Annotated in this window: 20 protein-coding genes; 9 read left to right on the top strand and 11 right to left on the bottom strand. The window is 28.7% G+C overall.

The features are described from left to right. Positions 1-186: 186 nt before the first annotated feature. The 9 genes from metK (at position 187) to EI91_RS00380 (ending at position 6,548) form a co-directional block, all read left to right on the top strand. Positions 187-1,323, top strand: coding sequence for a methionine adenosyltransferase (metK, locus tag EI91_RS00420; protein WP_036451867.1), 1,137 nt, complete (start codon positions 187-189; stop codon positions 1,321-1,323). Next, on the top strand, positions 1,323-1,760 hold the full coding sequence (locus EI91_RS00415; protein WP_036451866.1) for an NUDIX domain-containing protein: 438 nt from the start codon (positions 1,323-1,325) through the stop codon (positions 1,758-1,760). Before metK ends, EI91_RS00415 begins: the two co-directional genes overlap by 1 nt. A gap of 82 nt (positions 1,761-1,842) precedes the next feature. Beyond that, the gene (locus EI91_RS00410; RefSeq protein ID WP_036451865.1) at positions 1,843-2,088 is read left to right on the top strand and encodes a hypothetical protein; all 246 of its coding nucleotides are present in this window, start codon (positions 1,843-1,845) and stop codon (positions 2,086-2,088) included. After that, positions 2,088-2,681 (top strand): diadenylate cyclase, encoded by a 594-nt coding sequence (locus EI91_RS00405; RefSeq protein ID WP_036451863.1) that lies wholly within the window; start codon positions 2,088-2,090, stop codon positions 2,679-2,681. Before EI91_RS00410 ends, EI91_RS00405 begins: the two co-directional genes overlap by 1 nt. Continuing rightward, the gene (gene mgtE, locus EI91_RS00400) at positions 2,681-4,162 is read left to right on the top strand and encodes a magnesium transporter (protein WP_051789147.1); all 1,482 of its coding nucleotides are present in this window, start codon (positions 2,681-2,683) and stop codon (positions 4,160-4,162) included. Before EI91_RS00405 ends, mgtE begins: the two co-directional genes overlap by 1 nt. A gap of 12 nt (positions 4,163-4,174) precedes the next feature. Beyond that, a complete protein-coding gene (locus tag EI91_RS00395) occupies positions 4,175-4,510 on the top strand; it encodes a hypothetical protein (protein WP_036451861.1) in 336 nt (111 codons plus the stop codon). Between the two features lie 7 nt (positions 4,511-4,517). Beyond that, entirely contained in the window at positions 4,518-5,144 is a 627-nt protein-coding gene (locus EI91_RS00390) for an MHJ_0274 family protein (RefSeq protein ID WP_051789146.1), read from the top strand. Further along, complete coding sequence (pgsA, locus tag EI91_RS00385) at positions 5,119-5,760, top strand: CDP-diacylglycerol--glycerol-3-phosphate 3-phosphatidyltransferase (RefSeq protein WP_036451859.1); 642 nt, start codon at positions 5,119-5,121, stop codon at positions 5,758-5,760. Before EI91_RS00390 ends, pgsA begins: the two co-directional genes overlap by 26 nt. Then, positions 5,760-6,548, top strand: a complete 789-nt coding sequence (locus EI91_RS00380) for a hypothetical protein (protein ID WP_036451857.1) — start codon at positions 5,760-5,762, stop codon at positions 6,546-6,548. Before pgsA ends, EI91_RS00380 begins: the two co-directional genes overlap by 1 nt. Here EI91_RS00380 and EI91_RS00375 read toward each other — a convergent pair. The 11 genes from EI91_RS00375 to EI91_RS00325 form a co-directional block, all read right to left on the bottom strand. After that, positions 6,545-6,814 carry a hypothetical protein gene (locus tag EI91_RS00375; protein ID WP_036451854.1) on the bottom strand — a complete coding sequence of 90 codons (270 nt, stop codon included), beginning with the start codon at positions 6,812-6,814 and terminating at the stop codon, positions 6,545-6,547. The genes EI91_RS00380 and EI91_RS00375 overlap by 4 nt on opposite strands. A gap of 1 nt (position 6,815) precedes the next feature. After that, positions 6,816-7,655 carry a DegV family protein gene (locus EI91_RS00370; protein WP_036451852.1) on the bottom strand — a complete coding sequence of 280 codons (840 nt, stop codon included), beginning with the start codon at positions 7,653-7,655 and terminating at the stop codon, positions 6,816-6,818. Positions 7,656-7,739: 84 nt separating this feature from the next. Continuing rightward, positions 7,740-8,954, bottom strand: a complete 1,215-nt coding sequence (locus EI91_RS00365) for a CNNM domain-containing protein (RefSeq protein WP_036451850.1) — start codon at positions 8,952-8,954, stop codon at positions 7,740-7,742. A gap of 52 nt (positions 8,955-9,006) precedes the next feature. Beyond that, positions 9,007-10,533, bottom strand: a complete 1,527-nt coding sequence (locus EI91_RS00360) for a DnaB-like helicase C-terminal domain-containing protein (RefSeq protein ID WP_036451845.1) — start codon at positions 10,531-10,533, stop codon at positions 9,007-9,009. Then, on the bottom strand, positions 10,520-10,978 hold the full coding sequence (gene rplI / locus EI91_RS00355; protein ID WP_036451842.1) for a 50S ribosomal protein L9: 459 nt from the start codon (positions 10,976-10,978) through the stop codon (positions 10,520-10,522). The genes EI91_RS00360 and rplI overlap by 14 nt, the downstream gene beginning before the upstream one ends. Next, on the bottom strand, positions 10,959-12,971 hold the full coding sequence (locus EI91_RS00350) for a GGDEF domain-containing protein (RefSeq protein ID WP_036451837.1): 2,013 nt from the start codon (positions 12,969-12,971) through the stop codon (positions 10,959-10,961). The genes rplI and EI91_RS00350 overlap by 20 nt, the downstream gene beginning before the upstream one ends. 96 nt (positions 12,972-13,067) lie before the next feature. Next, the gene (locus EI91_RS00345; RefSeq protein ID WP_084177979.1) at positions 13,068-14,180 is read right to left on the bottom strand and encodes a ZIP family metal transporter; all 1,113 of its coding nucleotides are present in this window, start codon (positions 14,178-14,180) and stop codon (positions 13,068-13,070) included. Between the two features lie 17 nt (positions 14,181-14,197). Continuing rightward, on the bottom strand, positions 14,198-14,929 hold the full coding sequence (locus EI91_RS00340; protein ID WP_036451835.1) for a YebC/PmpR family DNA-binding transcriptional regulator: 732 nt from the start codon (positions 14,927-14,929) through the stop codon (positions 14,198-14,200). Between the two features lie 10 nt (positions 14,930-14,939). Continuing rightward, entirely contained in the window at positions 14,940-15,731 is a 792-nt protein-coding gene (nadE, locus tag EI91_RS00335; protein WP_036451832.1) for an NAD(+) synthase, read from the bottom strand. A gap of 101 nt (positions 15,732-15,832) precedes the next feature. After that, positions 15,833-16,093 (bottom strand): 30S ribosomal protein S20, encoded by a 261-nt coding sequence (gene rpsT, locus EI91_RS00330; protein WP_036451830.1) that lies wholly within the window; start codon positions 16,091-16,093, stop codon positions 15,833-15,835. 96 nt (positions 16,094-16,189) lie between these two features. Then, a complete protein-coding gene (locus tag EI91_RS00325; protein WP_036451827.1) occupies positions 16,190-16,930 on the bottom strand; it encodes a DUF5378 family protein in 741 nt (246 codons plus the stop codon). Positions 16,931-17,060 lie beyond the last annotated feature (130 nt).

Raw genomic sequence — 17,060 nt, 5'->3', positions numbered from 1 at the left:
AAACGGATATCTTTTTTAATTTAAAAACAAAAGTTTTTAATATAATAATATAGCTTACTTGCATAAAGAGTATGGTAGCTTGACAGCGATGACCATTGCCAACCTGCAAATTTGTAAGGTGGAAAGTCAGGAGAAATCAACATGCATATTTTATTTCTCTCCGAGCAGTAAGTGTAAGGAGAAATTATGAAAAAATTATTTACAAGTGAATCAGTGGGTAGCGGACACCCAGATAAATTATGTGATCAAATTTCGGATGCTATTTTAGATGAGTATTTACGTTTAGATCCAACCGCTAAGGTAGCGATTGAAGCCATGGCTAGCGGACATAACATTTTTATTGCAGGAGAAGTTAATTCTATTGTTGAAATAGATGTTATTGAAATTGCTAAAAACATTTTAAAACAGTTAGGTTATTATTCAACTAGAACTAGTTTTCAAACTGATATAAAAATTCAAAGTCCAGATATTGCTCAAGGTGTTGATAAAGGCGAACAAATTGGAGCAGGAGATCAAGGTTTAATGTTTGGTTATGCTACAAACGAAACACCTGAATATATGCCATTAGCAATTACTTTAGCTCATGCATTAGTTAAAAAAGCAGAAAAACTCAGAATTAATGGTGAATTTAAATGAGCTAAAGCGGATATGAAATCACAAGTAACTCTTGATTATACAGATCCAAAAAATGTTTTTGTTGATACTGTATTAATTAGTGTTCAACATGATGAAAAATTTAACGAAGTAGAATTTAAGGATTACATTATTAATTCAATTATTTTACCTGTATTACAAAATTATTCATTAGCAAAACCAGAGAGAATTTTAATTAATCCAACTGGTAAATTTGTTGTAGGTGGACCTATTGGTGATACAGGTTTAACTGGTAGAAAAATAATTGTAGATACTTATGGTGGAGCTGCTCGTCATGGTGGAGGAGCTTTTAGTGGTAAAGATGCTACTAAAGTAGATAGAAGCGCCGCATACGCTGCTAGATGAATTGCTAAAAACGTAGTAGCTGCCAAACTAGCTGATCGCTGTGAAATCCAAATTGCTTATTCAATTGGTATTGCAGAACCTGTTTCAATCATGGTTGAAACATTCGGAACAGAAAAAGTTGCTATTTCTGCAATCGAAACAGCTATTTTAAACACTTTTGATTTAACACCAAAAGGAATTATTCAGGAATTGAACTTACGTAAACCTATTTATTTACCTACTGCAACTTATGGACACTTTGGAAGAGATGATTTAAACTTACCTTGAGAACAATTAAACAAATTATCTCAATTACAAGCACAAATTAAGGAAATTTTAGACTAATGCAGCACGAAATTTCATGCGGTTGTGTTGTTTTTAAGGAATTTAGCACCGGGACAAAGGTTTTATTAATTAAACAAATTAATAAAAATTGAACATTCCCAAAAGGACACCAAGAAAAAGGTGAAAATCTTTTAACAACAGCTATTAGAGAGTTACAAGAAGAAACTTCAATTAAAAAAGATTTTAACCTCACAATTTATCCAGAATATCATTATCAAATGAATTATGTTTTACCTAACTTAAATACTAAGGAAGTTATTTTCTTTCTTGCTCAATATACAGGTAGCTCTAATCCGATTAAACAAGAATCAGAATTATTAAAAGCTGGCTTTTATCCAGTAAACAGAGCGAAAAATTTACTAACTTTCAACTCCGGAAAACGAATTTTAAAACAAGCATATCAAGACTATTTAAAAGTACAAAAACAAGGAAAATAACCCTTGTTTTTCTTTTATTTTAACGGAAAAACGTTATAAACAGTTATAATTTTATTAAATATATTTAAGTTAGGAAAATAACATGCGAGAAGAAAAAGAAACATCCACAAATAATTTAATGGATTTAATAGAATTTAGGAAGCAAGAAATTCAACATGAAATTTTACTTGCTAAAAGTGAATTAATTCAACAAAATAATTTAAGAAGTGAACAGTCCAAGAAGTGATACCAAAGAGGAGTATTTTTAAATTTATTAGGTGCTGGAGTTACGGTAGTTGTAATTATTGCTTTGATGCTAATTGCTTATTTAGTCTCTCTTAAGTTATAATGGAAACACTTGTAATTGTAGTAATAATTTTAGTTGCCGTTATTTTAGTTATTTCGGCAATTACAGCAATTATTATAGCCAAACCTTATCTAGCTAATTTAATCACAGGTAAATTTAAAAAAACAAAATATGATAAATTAGGAAAAAGTTCACAAATTCGTTTAATTAATCAATTGCGTGAAAGCGTTGAATATTTTTCGCGTTATAAAATTGGTGCTTTAATTACTATTGAAAATACAGATAATATTGATAACTTACGTACTGATGGAGTTGTATTAAATGCTAATATTTCTAGTGCACTTTTAATCTCTATTTTCAATAAAAATTCACCACTGCATGATGGTGCAGTCGTTATTCGTGATAACAAAATTTATTATGCTGCGACTTTTTATAAAATTACAAGACGTAGCGTGGAGAATAACTATGGTTCACGGCACCGTGCGGCACTGGGTATTTCAGAGCAATGTGATGCAACAACAATCGTTGTTTCTGAAGAAAACGGTAGTGTTAAAATTGTTAAAGGTTCTAATATTCATCATGTTAAAATCGAAGAGTTTCAAGAGCAATTAATTAAGTATTTAAAAGAGCAGTAATGCATTTTAACGAACAACTTGAACAACAATTAGCTTTTGCATTAACTGATGCAGCAGCTAATCATCAAGTAAAAAAAATTCGTGATTTAGAAGAAGAAAATACTTCTGCTGAATTTGCTAATGCTCTCGAAACTCTTAATGGTGCTCAGCAGCTATATATACTTAGGGTACTAAAAAAAGATGAAGCTGCTGAAGTATTCTCTTACCTGGATGATGATATTAAAGCTTCTCTTGCCTTATCTTTTACAGAAGATTGAGGATTAAATATTTTAAATGAACTGCAATCTGACGAACTTGCTGATGTTCTAGAGGATCTGCCAGTTAATTTAATGCGTAAAATTCTTTCGGTAACCGATGAAGAAAAACGTAAAAAAATTAACAATATTTTCCAATATGATGAAAATCAAATTGGAAGTATTATGAGTGTTGATATTTCGGTTATTAAATCAGAATGAACTGCTAAAAAGGCCTTACGTAAAATTCGTAAGGATTACAAAAATAAAAAAGAAATGTCACACCATTTTTATGTAGTTAATGATGATATGAAATTTTTAGGAGACATTTCATTAGAAGACATTGTCTTCGCTAACGAAGAAGCTAAAATTGATGAGCTTTATGATGTATCTGCTAGCGTCTTACCAGAAGATGATAAAGAAAAAGCTGCTTTAATTTTCTCAGAACAAGATCAATCAACTCTCCCAGTTGTTTCGCGTGATAATTATATTATTGGAATGATTACTGCTGATGATGTTATTGATGTTATTCAAGAGGAAGCAACTGAAGATATGTACCGTATGGTAGGGATTAATCCAGAAGCTGCTGAAGATTCATATTTAAAAACATCAATTATGCAAATCGTTAAATCTCGTGTTTTTTGACTGTTAATTTTAATGATTTCGGCAACATTAAGCCAATTTATTATTCAGCAATTTACTGAGATTTCATCTAATTTTATTAATGAAATTCATATTACAGTAAGTACTGGTATTATAGTTGGTTTAATACCAATTATTTCTGGTTCGGCAGGTAATGCAGGAAGTCAGTCTTCTACAACCATTACTCGTGCTGCTGCACTAGGAGAAATTAAAAATAAAGATTTAAGTAAAGTTATAGGAAAAGAAGTTAGTGTTGGTGTAGTTATTGGATTTATTATGTTCTTCGCTAACATTGTTCGTTTATATTTATACTTTACTATTCCTGATTTCCGTCGTGATGCCAACGGAAATGAAGCAAAATGAAGTGAACTGAGCTTTATTATTATTGCTAGTTCATTATCACTATTTATTGTTATAGTTTTTGCTAAGTTCTTAGGTACTATAATTCCGATTATTGCTGTACGCTTTAAAAAAGACCCTGCAGTTATGTCAGCACCAATTTTAGCTACCTTAAGTGACGCAATCAGTACTTTAATTTTCTTTGGATTAAATATTTTAGTACTTTGAGTGGCTCACAAAGGTGGAATTATAGGAAACGCAGTTTAATTGAGGAGAGATATGGAAAAAGAAATTATTAGTGCAAATATCGAGCAAATTAAACTGCTTGCTGAAGAACTTTTAGACTACAAACAAAAAGTAAAAGAAATTAACCAAATGTTAAAAGACTTGGTTAAAGATACAGAAATTTCATTTGATGAACCTTTAAGTGATGGTGGAAGAGTGTCATACCAAATTGTCACTCCTAAACCAAGAATTGATTATCCTTCATATAGTCAATATCTATTTACTTTGCTTAATCGTGGTGAACAGCTTACCGAAGCTGAAATGGAAATGTTAATTGAACAATTTATTGTACAAAAAGATCCCAAATGAAAATTAACTGTCAAAAAATAGGAGTATTATGATTTTTCAATTAGAAAATTTATTAGAAGAAGCAGCTAATAGTACTAATTCAGATACACAAGGTGCTTTTTCTGGACAAAACTTAATTTTATGAATAGTCCTTATTATTTTAGTTTTAATTATTGTTTTCTTTTTCATTTTCTCTTGAGTAAAAGAAAGAATTGAAAAGAAAAAAATTGCACAAGCAACACATGAATTAAGAAAAAATACTGTAATTTACTGATATGAACTTAGCTGTAAACTTAGAGAATTATTAGAAATTAATTCAACTGAACAAGAAAAATTTCAACCAAGTATTGGTAAATTTAAAATGTCAGATTTAAATACTACTGCAAGAAAATTAATTGAAGATGAGATTAAAAGCGATCGTTTTCAAGCATGTTTTCAAGACACAGAAGAACATATGGCTTTTGTGCGTACAGTTTTTGAGTTAAAAGATACTAACAGTAATTTATGAGACAAAAAGTTACCGTTAGATCGTGAATATTTTGATACTGCAATTGCACAAGCAATTGAAGCGGCAAAAAGTTATCAAGAAAAAGATTATTTCGATTTACGTAATCAAGATGAACTTGCTGAAGAAATCAGAAAGGAATATTATGAAAAACTTAACAAACAAAGTTAATCTTCCTAATTTATTAACTATTTTTCGATTAGTTTTAATTATTCCATTGCTATTTTTAATGTCATTAATTCTAAGCCGTTTTTTTAATAATCAATATTTTATAGGTGCTATGGGTATTTTGATTTTTATTATTTTTATTGTGGCAATGATAACCGATTTTCTAGATGGATACTTAGCTAGAAAAAACAATCAAGTAAGTGAATTTGGAAAACTTTGAGACCCTATTGCTGATAAAGTTATTACTAATGTTTTACTAGTTTTTCTTGCTGTAATTAGTGCAATTCCTTTTTGAGTAGTAGTTTTATTTATTATTCGTGATTTAGCAGTAGCTGGTTTTAGAAATGTTATGTCAAAACATAACATTGATGTACAAGCTAATAAATTTGGTAAAATAAAAACTCTTTTACTTTCAATTGGAATTGGTATTTCTCTTTTTGTTTGAGTTATTTTAAAATTTACTTTATTTAATCATCCTTTACCATCTGAATTACGTTTATGAAATTATCTGCTTAAATACGTTTTTGGATTACCAATAATTATTGCACTTGGGTTTTCACTATTTTCAGGATATCAATATTTTATGGCTATCAAGCCTTATATTTTCTTTAATAAATAATGCTTGCTTTTTTATCACATAGTTTTTTATGACAAATCGGAATTGCTGAGTTTTGTGCTCTATCATTTTTGATTATTATGTCATTTACTTCAACATACTACGCTAAAAAATACCTTAAGCATAAATTTGTTTATGGTATTTTTTATGGAAGTAGCATGTTTTTCTCAGGAATTATTGGTTTTTCTGTTTTATACCTTTTACTTTTAATTAGTAACACTTTAGATGAAATACCTACTACAGCTGTACCGTTAATTAATCCGATGGGTAATCTTTTATTTTTATTTAGTCTGATTTTTGATCACTCTAACTTAAACACAAATAATTGATTTTGAATCAATTTAGTATATTTATTTTTAATTCATTTACTAGCAATTGTTTTTAGCTGTTTATTTTGAAGTTTTTTACGTAGAAAATTAAAGTTAAGCAATGATTTTAAACACGTAGATATTTTAAGAAAAAAGGAATTTCTTGTTGGGTTGTTTTTAATTTTTATCTTCACGTTAGCAACATATATAATTAATCGCTTTGTCAGTGCTAGTGGTTTATGATTAACAGGATTAGCTCGGATTTCATTAAATGGTGTTGCCACAATTTCCTTATTACTAAGTGCAAGGTATTTGTTTAAAGAATTTAATTTTCCAACAAATATTTATGTTTCACTAGCATCCTTTATTATGTCATTAGTGCATAAAAAAACTAGATTTATTGAAAATCTAGTCTTTATGTTACATACAGTTTTGGCATTTGTCTCTAGTTCTTTTTTTGTAAGTTTACTCACTTTTATTTAAGCAAAAGTAGAAACGAAATAAAAAATAACTAATAAAATAAAAACTAAAAAAATTAAAACAATAATACTAATCGCAGCAATATATGTTCTGCGATATTTTTTTAATTCTTTAATTTTTTGTTCATCAATTTCTTGTGAATCAATTTCAATAATATCTTGAATGATTTGTTCTTGAATTTGAGTAACTCTATCGTGTTTTAAAAATTCATTAATGTTTTCATTTATTTCATATTCAACTGTTTTGATTTGTTTGTTTTTCTTTTTCATGTTAATTTAACTGTGGCATGATTGTAATGCTAAAAGCCTCTGGACCTGTGTGAATCGCTACTACTGATGAAGTATTTTGTTCATGTGTAAAGCTAGCGTTATTTTCTTGTATTTCATGTAGAACAAAGTCATTAATTTCCTGGTCAATACCATGCATTCAATTAATCTCTGGTTTTGGCAATTCTTTAGCTAACTCAACTGCTTTAGCAACACATTTGCTAATAGCACCTTTAATTGTGCGTTTTAAAGCAATTGGTACTACCTTACCTTCTAAATCAAATGAAAGTATAGGTATCATAGTGATTTTTGTCATTAAAAACTTTTTAATTCCAGTAAGCCGACCACCTTTAATCATGTAGTCTAAAGTTTTAGGGACAAGTAAAGTGTGTGATAGAGAATTAATGTTTTCAATTTTTTGAATAATTTCTTCAATTGAATGCCCTTTGTTAATTAATTTTTCAGCATAAAGTGCTACATTAATAAATTGATAACCTGAAAAATGATTTGAAACTACATGAATATTTGCAAAACTAGCTGCAAAATTTCTTGCAAATCTAGTCGTAGAGCTAAGTTGGTCATGAATTGTTAATACAATTACATTCTCACATTCTTTAGCTGCTTTTTCGATTGTACTTTCAATTAATTGTATTTTAGGTAAACTACTTAAAAAATTGTTTGATTTAGATAATTTTTCTAAAATTTCAATATGATCAGCAACTCCATCTTGATAAATTTGATTATCAATTTGTACTTGTAAAGGAAGGAAATAAAATCCTAAATCGTGAGCTTCTTTTTCAGTAATTCCTGAGAAAGAATCAATAACTATTCCGAGTTTTTTCATAACTTTTTAATTATACATTAAATTTGTTTTTTACTAATTAGATATAAAAAAGGTGCAAAAGCACCTATAATTTGTGTATTTCGATTATTGCACTGTGTTTTGCGTTTTTCACAATTTCAATAACTTTAAATGTGCTTGGTTTTCTAAGGTATAACGAGTGTTTTTGGTTAATCTAGTTTTATTTGTTTTACTTAATAATCATTCACGTAGTGTCATTTTGGATTCTTGATCAGTAAGTAAATCAGTATCAATTTCTAATTGTTTAAATACATCTCAAATATTAACGTTAGATTGAACGTGTGATTTTTCTAAAGAAATTTCATAAATTTCTTCATCATCATCGAATTCATCGTAAATTTCACCAATAATTTCTTCGATAATATCTTCAATAGTAATAATTCCAATAGCTTCTGTTGAACTATTATTTTCAACTACAAATCCCATTTGCGCTCTAGCTGCACGCAATTTTTCAAGTGCACTTGATAAAATTGAGTTAGCTGAAATATTAGGAACACTTTTTAAAAAGTCAATCACTCTTTCGTCTTTATTAACATGAAAAATATCTTTAATTAGGACAATACCAAGCAATTGACCATCTTTAGCTACTGGTAAACGAGAATAATTTGTTTCTTTAAAAATTTCTAAAGCTTCTGTAACTGAAGCTTTAAAATCAACAGTTTGAACATCTTTTAAACGTACGTAGTGTGATAAGACTTTAGTTGAATCTAAATCCAAAGCGTTTTGAGCTAAAATTGATTCACCTGTTTGCAAGACACCTTCATCTTGTGCAATTTTAATAAAGTTTTTTAAGTCTTGTTCACTATTAGTTTCGTAAACTTTTTTACTTAACTTTGAAATTGGATAAGTTAAAATGTAAAAAATTCAAAAATTAAGTTCAATAAAAATTGCAAAAAGTTGTAAAAATCTTTCTGGATATGATTTTGCTAGTAACTTAGGCATTATTTCACCAAAAAGAACAAGTAAAGGTGTTATAACTGCGGTAGAAATAATTGCTGCAGTTTCATCACTTGACATTACTTTAGATAAAATAAAAGTCATCAGTGACGCACTAGCTACGTTTACCAAGTTATTACCAATTAAGATAGTACTTAAAATTTGGTTATAACGTTTTGACTGTTTGTTTATTAAACTAGCAAATTTTTTGTTTTGTTGCACCATTTCGTGCAGCTTAGCAGCCGAAATTGTTGAATAAGCGGTTTCGCTACCACTATAAATGCTACTAAGTAAAAAGAGAAATACTAGTACAATTGATAAAATAATTTGTAGCTCTAAAGACATAAATACTCCTTAAAGCAACTTAGAATTATTAAACAACTGGAATAACCATCCATTAGAAAGCTCCTTTATTTTTGTTACGGTCAAAAAAGGTAACTGTTGAACCTAAATAAATAAATTCACCACTTCCTATTTGACCATTACGGTTTTTAGCAACTGAGACAATTGTTTTACTACCGCTCATTTGCTCGTTAAAATGATTTTTTGAGTTTGTTTCTTCATCGTTTTTGAGGTTAGTTGTCATATCACGATGTAATAAAATAACTATATCTGCATCTTGTTCTATTGCTCCACTTTCACGTAAGTCATGAATTTGTGGTCTTTTGTCTTCACGATTTTCAACGCTCCGTGAAAGTTGTGATAAAGCTAAAATTGGAACTTTTAATTCAAGTGCTAAAGTTTTAAGTGAACGAGAAATCACTGAAACTTCATTTTGACGATTCCCGTTTACATCTGAAGCACTAATTAATTGTAAGTAATCAATTACAATTAAATCTAAATTTCCATTTAATTGTTTGTGTAAATTTTTAATTTTTCAAATCATATCGCTAATTTTACTTGTTGCAGTATCATCAAAATAAATATTCATCTCTTCTAATTTACTTTCGAAAAAATATTGAAATTTGTTTATATTAATTTGATTTTCAACTAATCTTTTAGGATTTTGAATGTAATTTAGAGGTAATTGAACTGTTGATGAAATTACACGTGAAATTAACTCTTTCACTGGCATTTCAAGTGAAATGAAAGCGACATTTTTTGCTCTATGCTTGCTTTTTTCTGCTTCTGAAAGTTGATCTACTTTAATTTTAGTGTGTTGCAATGCTACGTTATTTGCGATATTTAATGCCAAAGCTGTTTTACCAACTCCGGGTCTGGCAGCTAAGATTATAAACTGTCCTGGTTTAAACCCTTGGACGTAGCGATCAATTGCTTCAAAATCTGTTTTAAGCTCATCTAAGTCATGTTTATTTGCTAAAATATTATTTATTGTTTGTTGAAGTTCTTGTGATACATCGTTAATTGTTTTAAATTGTCCACCTTCAATTGTATTATTGTTATTTATAACAATATATTCTTCAAAATCACCTAAAATTTCTTTGAATTTTTTATCAAATTTAATTTTTTGCATTTCTGAAGAATAATAATTAAAAATTGCTTCTAAATTTCTTAAGTTAGCCTTTTCTTTAAGGGTTTCTAAATCTTCGACAAAGTTTTCTTCGTTAAATAAAATAACAGCAATTTCGTTTAAAAAAGCAATATCAATTTTTTTATATTTTCTTTCTGGAGATTCTAAATCTTCATTTATTACTTGAAAAATATTATTGTAGTCAAATCAAGTAATTTCAGAACTTTTATTACTTTTTCATTCAACAAATAAATTAAACATTTCACGACACTTTTGGTCAAAAAAGAGCTCTGGCTTTAAATAACTGATTCCCATAGCTTGTTTGTCTGCAAAAGCGAGCATAGTTGATAAAATACGTTTTTCTAAGTTTAAATCGAAAAAAGCGGTATCTGGATTTATTTTGACATTTTTAAAATTGTCTGTGTTTTTTTTAAGTAAATTATTTTTTGACATGAATTTTGAGCTCGATGTGAATTTTAGCTACTATATCTTTGTATAAAACTGCTTCCACTTCGTGCAATCCTTCTGAAATTAAGTGAATTTTTGATAAAGCGTGTTTACTTACACTATATCCTAAGTCTTTTAATTTTTTATCAACATCTTTAGTAGAAATTGAGCCATGAACGTTTAAATTTTTATTGGCATCAACATTAGCTGTAAGTTCAAATTTTAATCTTAACTGTTCTAATTTTTCTTTTAATTCAAGCATTTCTGAACGTTTTTCACGTTCATCTGCTGCAAGTTTATCTAATTTTTTTTCTAACATTTTAGCGGTTTGTGGATTATAAGGAACTCCAAAACCATTTTTAACTAAATAGTTACTTCCGTATCCGTTTGATACTTCAATTACTGTATTAGCTTTTCCATCTTTACAATCTTTAATAAGTATTACTTTCATAATCTGTTTGTCTCCCTGCTGTTGTTATTGCGTGTCTAATATTATCTACAAAAGTTTCTAAATCTTCGTCGCTAGTGGCTGCAGCGGTACCAAAATGTCCTCCACCTCCAACAGCTTCACAAATAATTTGTACATTTGTTTCAATCCCACGAGCACTTAATTTATATAATTTCGTACCTTTTAATTTTGCTACTACAAAACTAGCAACTCTACCACGCACTTTTAATAAATCATTTGCTGCAATTGAAATTAAATCATTGCTGCATTCTTTTTCAGTGTAAGCTAAGAAATATCCTTTTCTGATTTCAATTGCATTTTTTAAAATTTCTTGTACTTCTTTCGAAGATTCTTCATCAACTTTCAGCATTTCTGAACTAAGTACTGCATTAGCTCCTTTAGATTCTAATCAAGCTGCTGCTTGAAAACTTCTTGGTGTTACAGACTTAGTAAATTGATTTGTATCTAAATATATACCACTTAAAAGTAGTTGTGCTGCTACTTGTGACAAGTCAATTTGTTTTTTAAAGAAGGTAATAATTTCTGTCACAATTTCACAAGCACTACTTGCACTAGTTTCGATATAAACGTTAATTTGTGGACAGTAATCAACTGGTTTAGTGATTCTATGATGATCGAAAACAAAAATATTTTCGCGATCAGCATTAATTAAAGCATCTTTATTGTCGGTTCTAAATGGGTCTGAGTTATCTACTAAAACAACAATTGTATTCTCATCAGTCATTTTAGTTAGTGTTGCATCATTTTTAATAAATAAGTTCGCAAAAACACTTTTGTTTTTAGGCACTAAGTCCTTTAAAGCTTTTTCGGCTGTTGAATCAAAAGTAAAATTCCCAATATAAACTTTTTTACCAAAATTCTTAGCTATTTCACAAATTGCAAGAGCAGAACCTAAAGCATCTAAATCTGCAAATTGATGTCCGTACACAATCACCTTATCAATGTTTGGTTTTAACAAGGTTTTTTCAAATTGTAATGCAATTTGATTAATTTTTGTTTTACTATTATTAACTAAAATTTCTGAGTTTGAACCATAGTAAGAAGGTACTTCATGATTTGAAAAAATAGTAACTTGATCACCACCACGGCTTTGAGCTTGAACTAATGCTTTTTTAGCTTGTTCGATTTTTTCTTTTAATGAAGACCATCCGTGTGCAAATCCAATACTTAAAGATAGTTTACTAATATTGTTTTCTTTAATTCTGCTGTTAATATTCATTAAATCACGAAAACCATCTTTACGCATTTGATTTAATGAAACTTCATTTGTAAAAATAACAAATTTTCCATTTGTATATTGACGATATACTAAATTATATTTTTCCATATATTCATTCATTACGTCAATAACCACTTTACTAATGGTGAAAAGTTGCTCCTCAGATAAAATGGATTGAAAAAGTTGAAAATTATCAATTTCTAATTCTCCAATTACTGGTTGTTGCTCTCAAGTTTCCACTTTAAAAAGATATTCACTGGAAATATCTCTAATTACAATAGTATTTGAAGTAGGTCAAAACTGGGCTTCATAATAATTTCCGTTATCTTTAAATTCTAGTTTTGTTTCGGTAATATTTCAATTTTGATCTAAATTTAAGTGGACACGATTAAACAAATCATTAATTTTTTGTCCTATAAAATCACGATTAAACTTACTAATTATAAAATTACTTGATCAGATAATTTTTTGATCAATATCGTAAATAATAATTCCAATATTGTTATTTGACATAATTTCTTCAATAAAACCATTAAAAGAACCTTTAATTAATTCTCGAGATTTAGCAAAACTATGAATTGCAAAGTACAGTAAGATAGTGGTAAACACTAAAATTAGCAAAATTCCAAGTGAGAAAAAAATGGAAGTTCAATAATTTTTATCACTTTTAATTAGAGCGACAATTAAGGCTACTAAAATAAAAAATGATAAAGTAATTGATGCACTAAAAATTCAAATTTTTTGATTTTTTTTCATTTGAACCTTTCTAAATTTATATTTTTAATTATATCTAATTACAACTTATTTTATTGTGGTTTACTAAGAAAAAGAAAAAAGTTGATCGATGATCAACTAAAATGTAGATAAATAACTAACAGTATCTTTAATTGTCTTAATTGGACTAAGCAAGATATCGCTTGCTGCTGGACTTTGTGGATGACTGTGCGTATGAAATGATAGAACTAACACCGCAAAACTTACACCAACAAATAAGCAAACAATTGTGATAAATCAACTCTTTTTCTCCATGTTAACATGATAAAATTCTGGGAAAAATTCAACAAGTGAAGTAAAGAGGAATATACCAGCGATAATTGCCATCATAGCACCTTGTGCGTATAAATTAGAACCAATTTCATGTCCAGCATAAATACCTATAAGCATAAATGGTAAGAATAAAAAGTCCATTAAAGTTGAAACTCCAAGAGCAGCTCAAGGACCATAACCAGCTTCTCTTAAACGATAATAAAAGACTAGTTCTTCTGGAATCATGTGTAAAACTAGCGAAATAAAGTATGCTAGTGATAAAGTAGTTAATTGTGATTGACTTTGGTTAACAAAAAATAAACTTAAGTTGTAACCAATTAAAAATCCTTCAGGAATTCTGTGTGTTAATAAAAGTGCTAAAGCTATAATTTTGAGCTTACCACTAATTTTTTCAGTTAAAGCATCTTCAGCCAGTTCTACTGAGTCTTCGTTAGTAAAAATATGATCAGGGTGTTGGTGTACGTGATGATGTCCTGCTTCTAAACTATGATCATGAACAAAAATGCTAAGTTTTTTGTTTTTCATAAGTTTTTTATTAATTCGGTAAGAAATAACGAATTTTAAAGTAAATGAAAAAGCTAATCCACCCAGTAAACCACAAAAAACAACTAATATATTATATAAATATGTTTTTTCTGCAGTAAAACCATTTTGAGAGGAACCAATTGAGGTTTGCTCAAGAGCTTCACGAAGAAATCCGAAAGTAGCTAAAATGATAAAAAATCCAGTTGAAAAAGCATATAAATATACTTTTGTACGGTGGTTTAAAGATTTTTTAATAATTGGAAATAAAGCTGAAATTGCAACTGGAATAATTAAAAGCAGCAATAAAAAGATTAAAACTAATAAAAACTTAGCTGTATTAGTATCTGTATAGTATTCTAATGACTGAGCTAAATCAGATAAAAATTTACCCATTTTCTTATCTTTCGTTTTTAATTGTATTTAATATCGATGTTATGATATACATCTTGAATATCATCATCGTCTTTTAATTTTTCAGCAAATTCTAATAATTTATTTTCTTTTTCTTGATCGTATTCAACATACATATTAGGTATGTAAGTTACTTCACATTGAATAAAATTATCAATGCCTAAGTTTGATTCGATAGCTGATTTTAAACCTGAGAAGTTTTCAGGTAAACTAAGAACTACAAATGATTCTTCTTCTGTTTCGATATTTTCAGCACCGTTTTCAAGTGCTACCATCATTAAGTCATCTTCAGAAACTAAATCTTTTTCAATTTCGATAATTCCCATTTTATCAAAAGCAAAAGGGATTTGGTTAGTTTTACCAAGTGTTGCATTTTGTTTTCTAAAGTATGATTGTACATTTGATGTAACTCTATTAATGTTATCTGAAAGAGTTACTACGATAAAGCTAGCACCTCCAGTAACTGTGGCATTAAAAATTGTTTCGATAAATGAACTTCCATTTTTATCACCTTTAGCTTTTGCAATTGCTCTTTCAATATTATCTTTTGGCATATTTTTTGATTTAGCTTTTGAAATAGCTAATTTTAAAGCTGGGTTTGTTTCTGGATCTGTTCCTTTTTGAGCTGCAACATAAATTTCTTTAGAAAGTTTTTGAAAAACTTTTCCTCTTGCTGCATCTTGTGCTCCTTTACGGTGCATAATATTGGCTGCGTGTGAATGTCCTGCCATAATAATCCTCCTAGTTGATGCCTTCTGGTTTATAAGCTGCATCACGTTTATGTTGTGTTATTTTGTGTTTATGTTCAATTTTTTCAATTGTATTTGCATCTAAATATTGTTTTAATAATTCTGGTTGATTTTGATGATTTAGATAAAAATCTAAGTCAGCATAACTAAATCCTAATTCTGCTTCATCCGTTTGACCTTCTCAAAGACCAGCAGAAGGTTTTTTATCTAAAATTACTTGTGGTACGTTTAATAATGAGGCTAAATAACGCACTTCACCTTTAGTGAGGTTGGAAATTGGTAATAAGTCTGCGCCACCATCACCAAATTTAGTAAAGTAACCAATATGCACTTCGTCAGCATTATCTGTTCCAAGTACTAAATAATTGTTTTCTTGTGCAAGTGCGTATAAGGTTGTCATTCTTAATCTAGGTTTAATGTTAGCGACTGCAAGAGGGTTACTTACTTTTGTAGCTTCTTGCATTGATGTAAAAGCGTTCGTTAAATCAACAGTAATAAATTGATCGTTAAAGTTTGTTTCAAGTGCTTTAATGTGCGCTAAATCACTTTCTGTCATTTTAATTACTGGCATAACAACAGCCAGAGTGTTATTTGGAAAAACGCTTTTAGCAATAGCGTAAACTAGTGCTGAATCAATTCCACCACTAATTCCTACAACTACTCCCTCTGCTTTTGCAGCTGCAACTTTTTCCTTTAAGAATTCTTGAATCTTTTGATAGTATTGCAAAGCAACTTTTTCACTATAAGTTACTTGTTTTTCTTGATAAATTGAAACTTTACTCATTAGTAATATATCCTTAATAATTATTTTTAAGTATATTTTACAATATTTTATTTTTTTCAGTAAAAAAATAACTTCCCATCGGAAGTTAAAAGTAATATACCTTATTTGTTTGCGTTAACAAATTGGTCTAAACGTGAGTGTTTTCTAGCACCTTTGTTAGCGTGGAAAACACCTTTTGAAACTGCTTTAGCAATGGTTTTGTGTGCGTTAGCAACAAGTGCATCAGCATTTTCAGCTTTAGCTAAAACTGCTTCTCTTGCTTTTCTAATTGCTGTTTTAACACGTGATTTCATAGCTGCGTTTTTTACACGAGCAGCTTCCATTTTAGCAATACTTTTAATTTTTGATTTAATATTAGCCATAATTTAGCCTCCCTTTTTCGAATTAACCTAAGTGGTTTGAAAAATCAAATAAATTATATTATATATATCGTTTTTCTAAAATAATTTTTTGAGTTTTTAATCTAAATCAGTAGTTTTATTTTTAACCTTTTTTCAAAGATTATTTTTTAACTTTTCTAAAGTAAAATAAAAGTTTTTTGGTATTTGGTTTGCTTTTAAAAATTTAATATACCAAATACTATTTATTACTAAGTAAGCAAATAAATAAAATGGAATTGCTGCAAGATAAGAATTATCAGTATGTAACATTTTGCTAATTGCAAAAAATGAACCACCAAGCTCTCAATCTTTTTTTGAAATCCCGGTTGTATACTTATCAATGTTAAATGTATAACTAATTAAAATAACGTAACTAAAGAAAGCTAAAACTAGTAATTGCACATCAATTCAAACTTTTTTAGCATTCACATTTTTTAATGAATAATTTTGTAATGCTAATCCACTAAAAATTAATAGCATTCAGTGCATAAAGAAGTATAGTTCAGCTTTATCTGTTCCGTAAAATACAAAATGAAATGTAAATTGAGGATTTGGATTTGGGTCAGTAAAAGGAACAAAAGGAATCACAATTGCTGATGCAAAAAGTCCAAAAGGTGCTGCTAAGAATGATGAATATTTACTTTTGTCAAAAATCATAGTTAAGTAAAGTACAAAACTAAAAAATGGACATAAATCAAGTAAAAAGGATCTACCTAGCACGAAAGAGTAGTAATCACGATAGCTTTCATCTCATCACTCTGGAGTTGAGTTTTGGGTTAAAAAAACTAATTTGTTTTCAAGTTGGTATAAAACGAACAATTACTAAGTAACCTAGGACAAGAACTCCAAAAATAATACGTAGATAATACTTATCAAAGTACTTTTTAAAGTATTTATTTATTAGTAAAACACCCGCTAATGAACCAAAAGCTAGTAAAGAACAATAAAG

The sequence above is a fragment of the Mycoplasma buteonis genome (assembly GCF_000733865.1).
GTDB lineage: Bacteria > Bacillota_I > Bacilli_A > Mycoplasmatales > Metamycoplasmataceae > Mycoplasmopsis > Mycoplasmopsis buteonis.
This window is presented reverse-complemented; position numbering and strand designations above follow the sequence as displayed.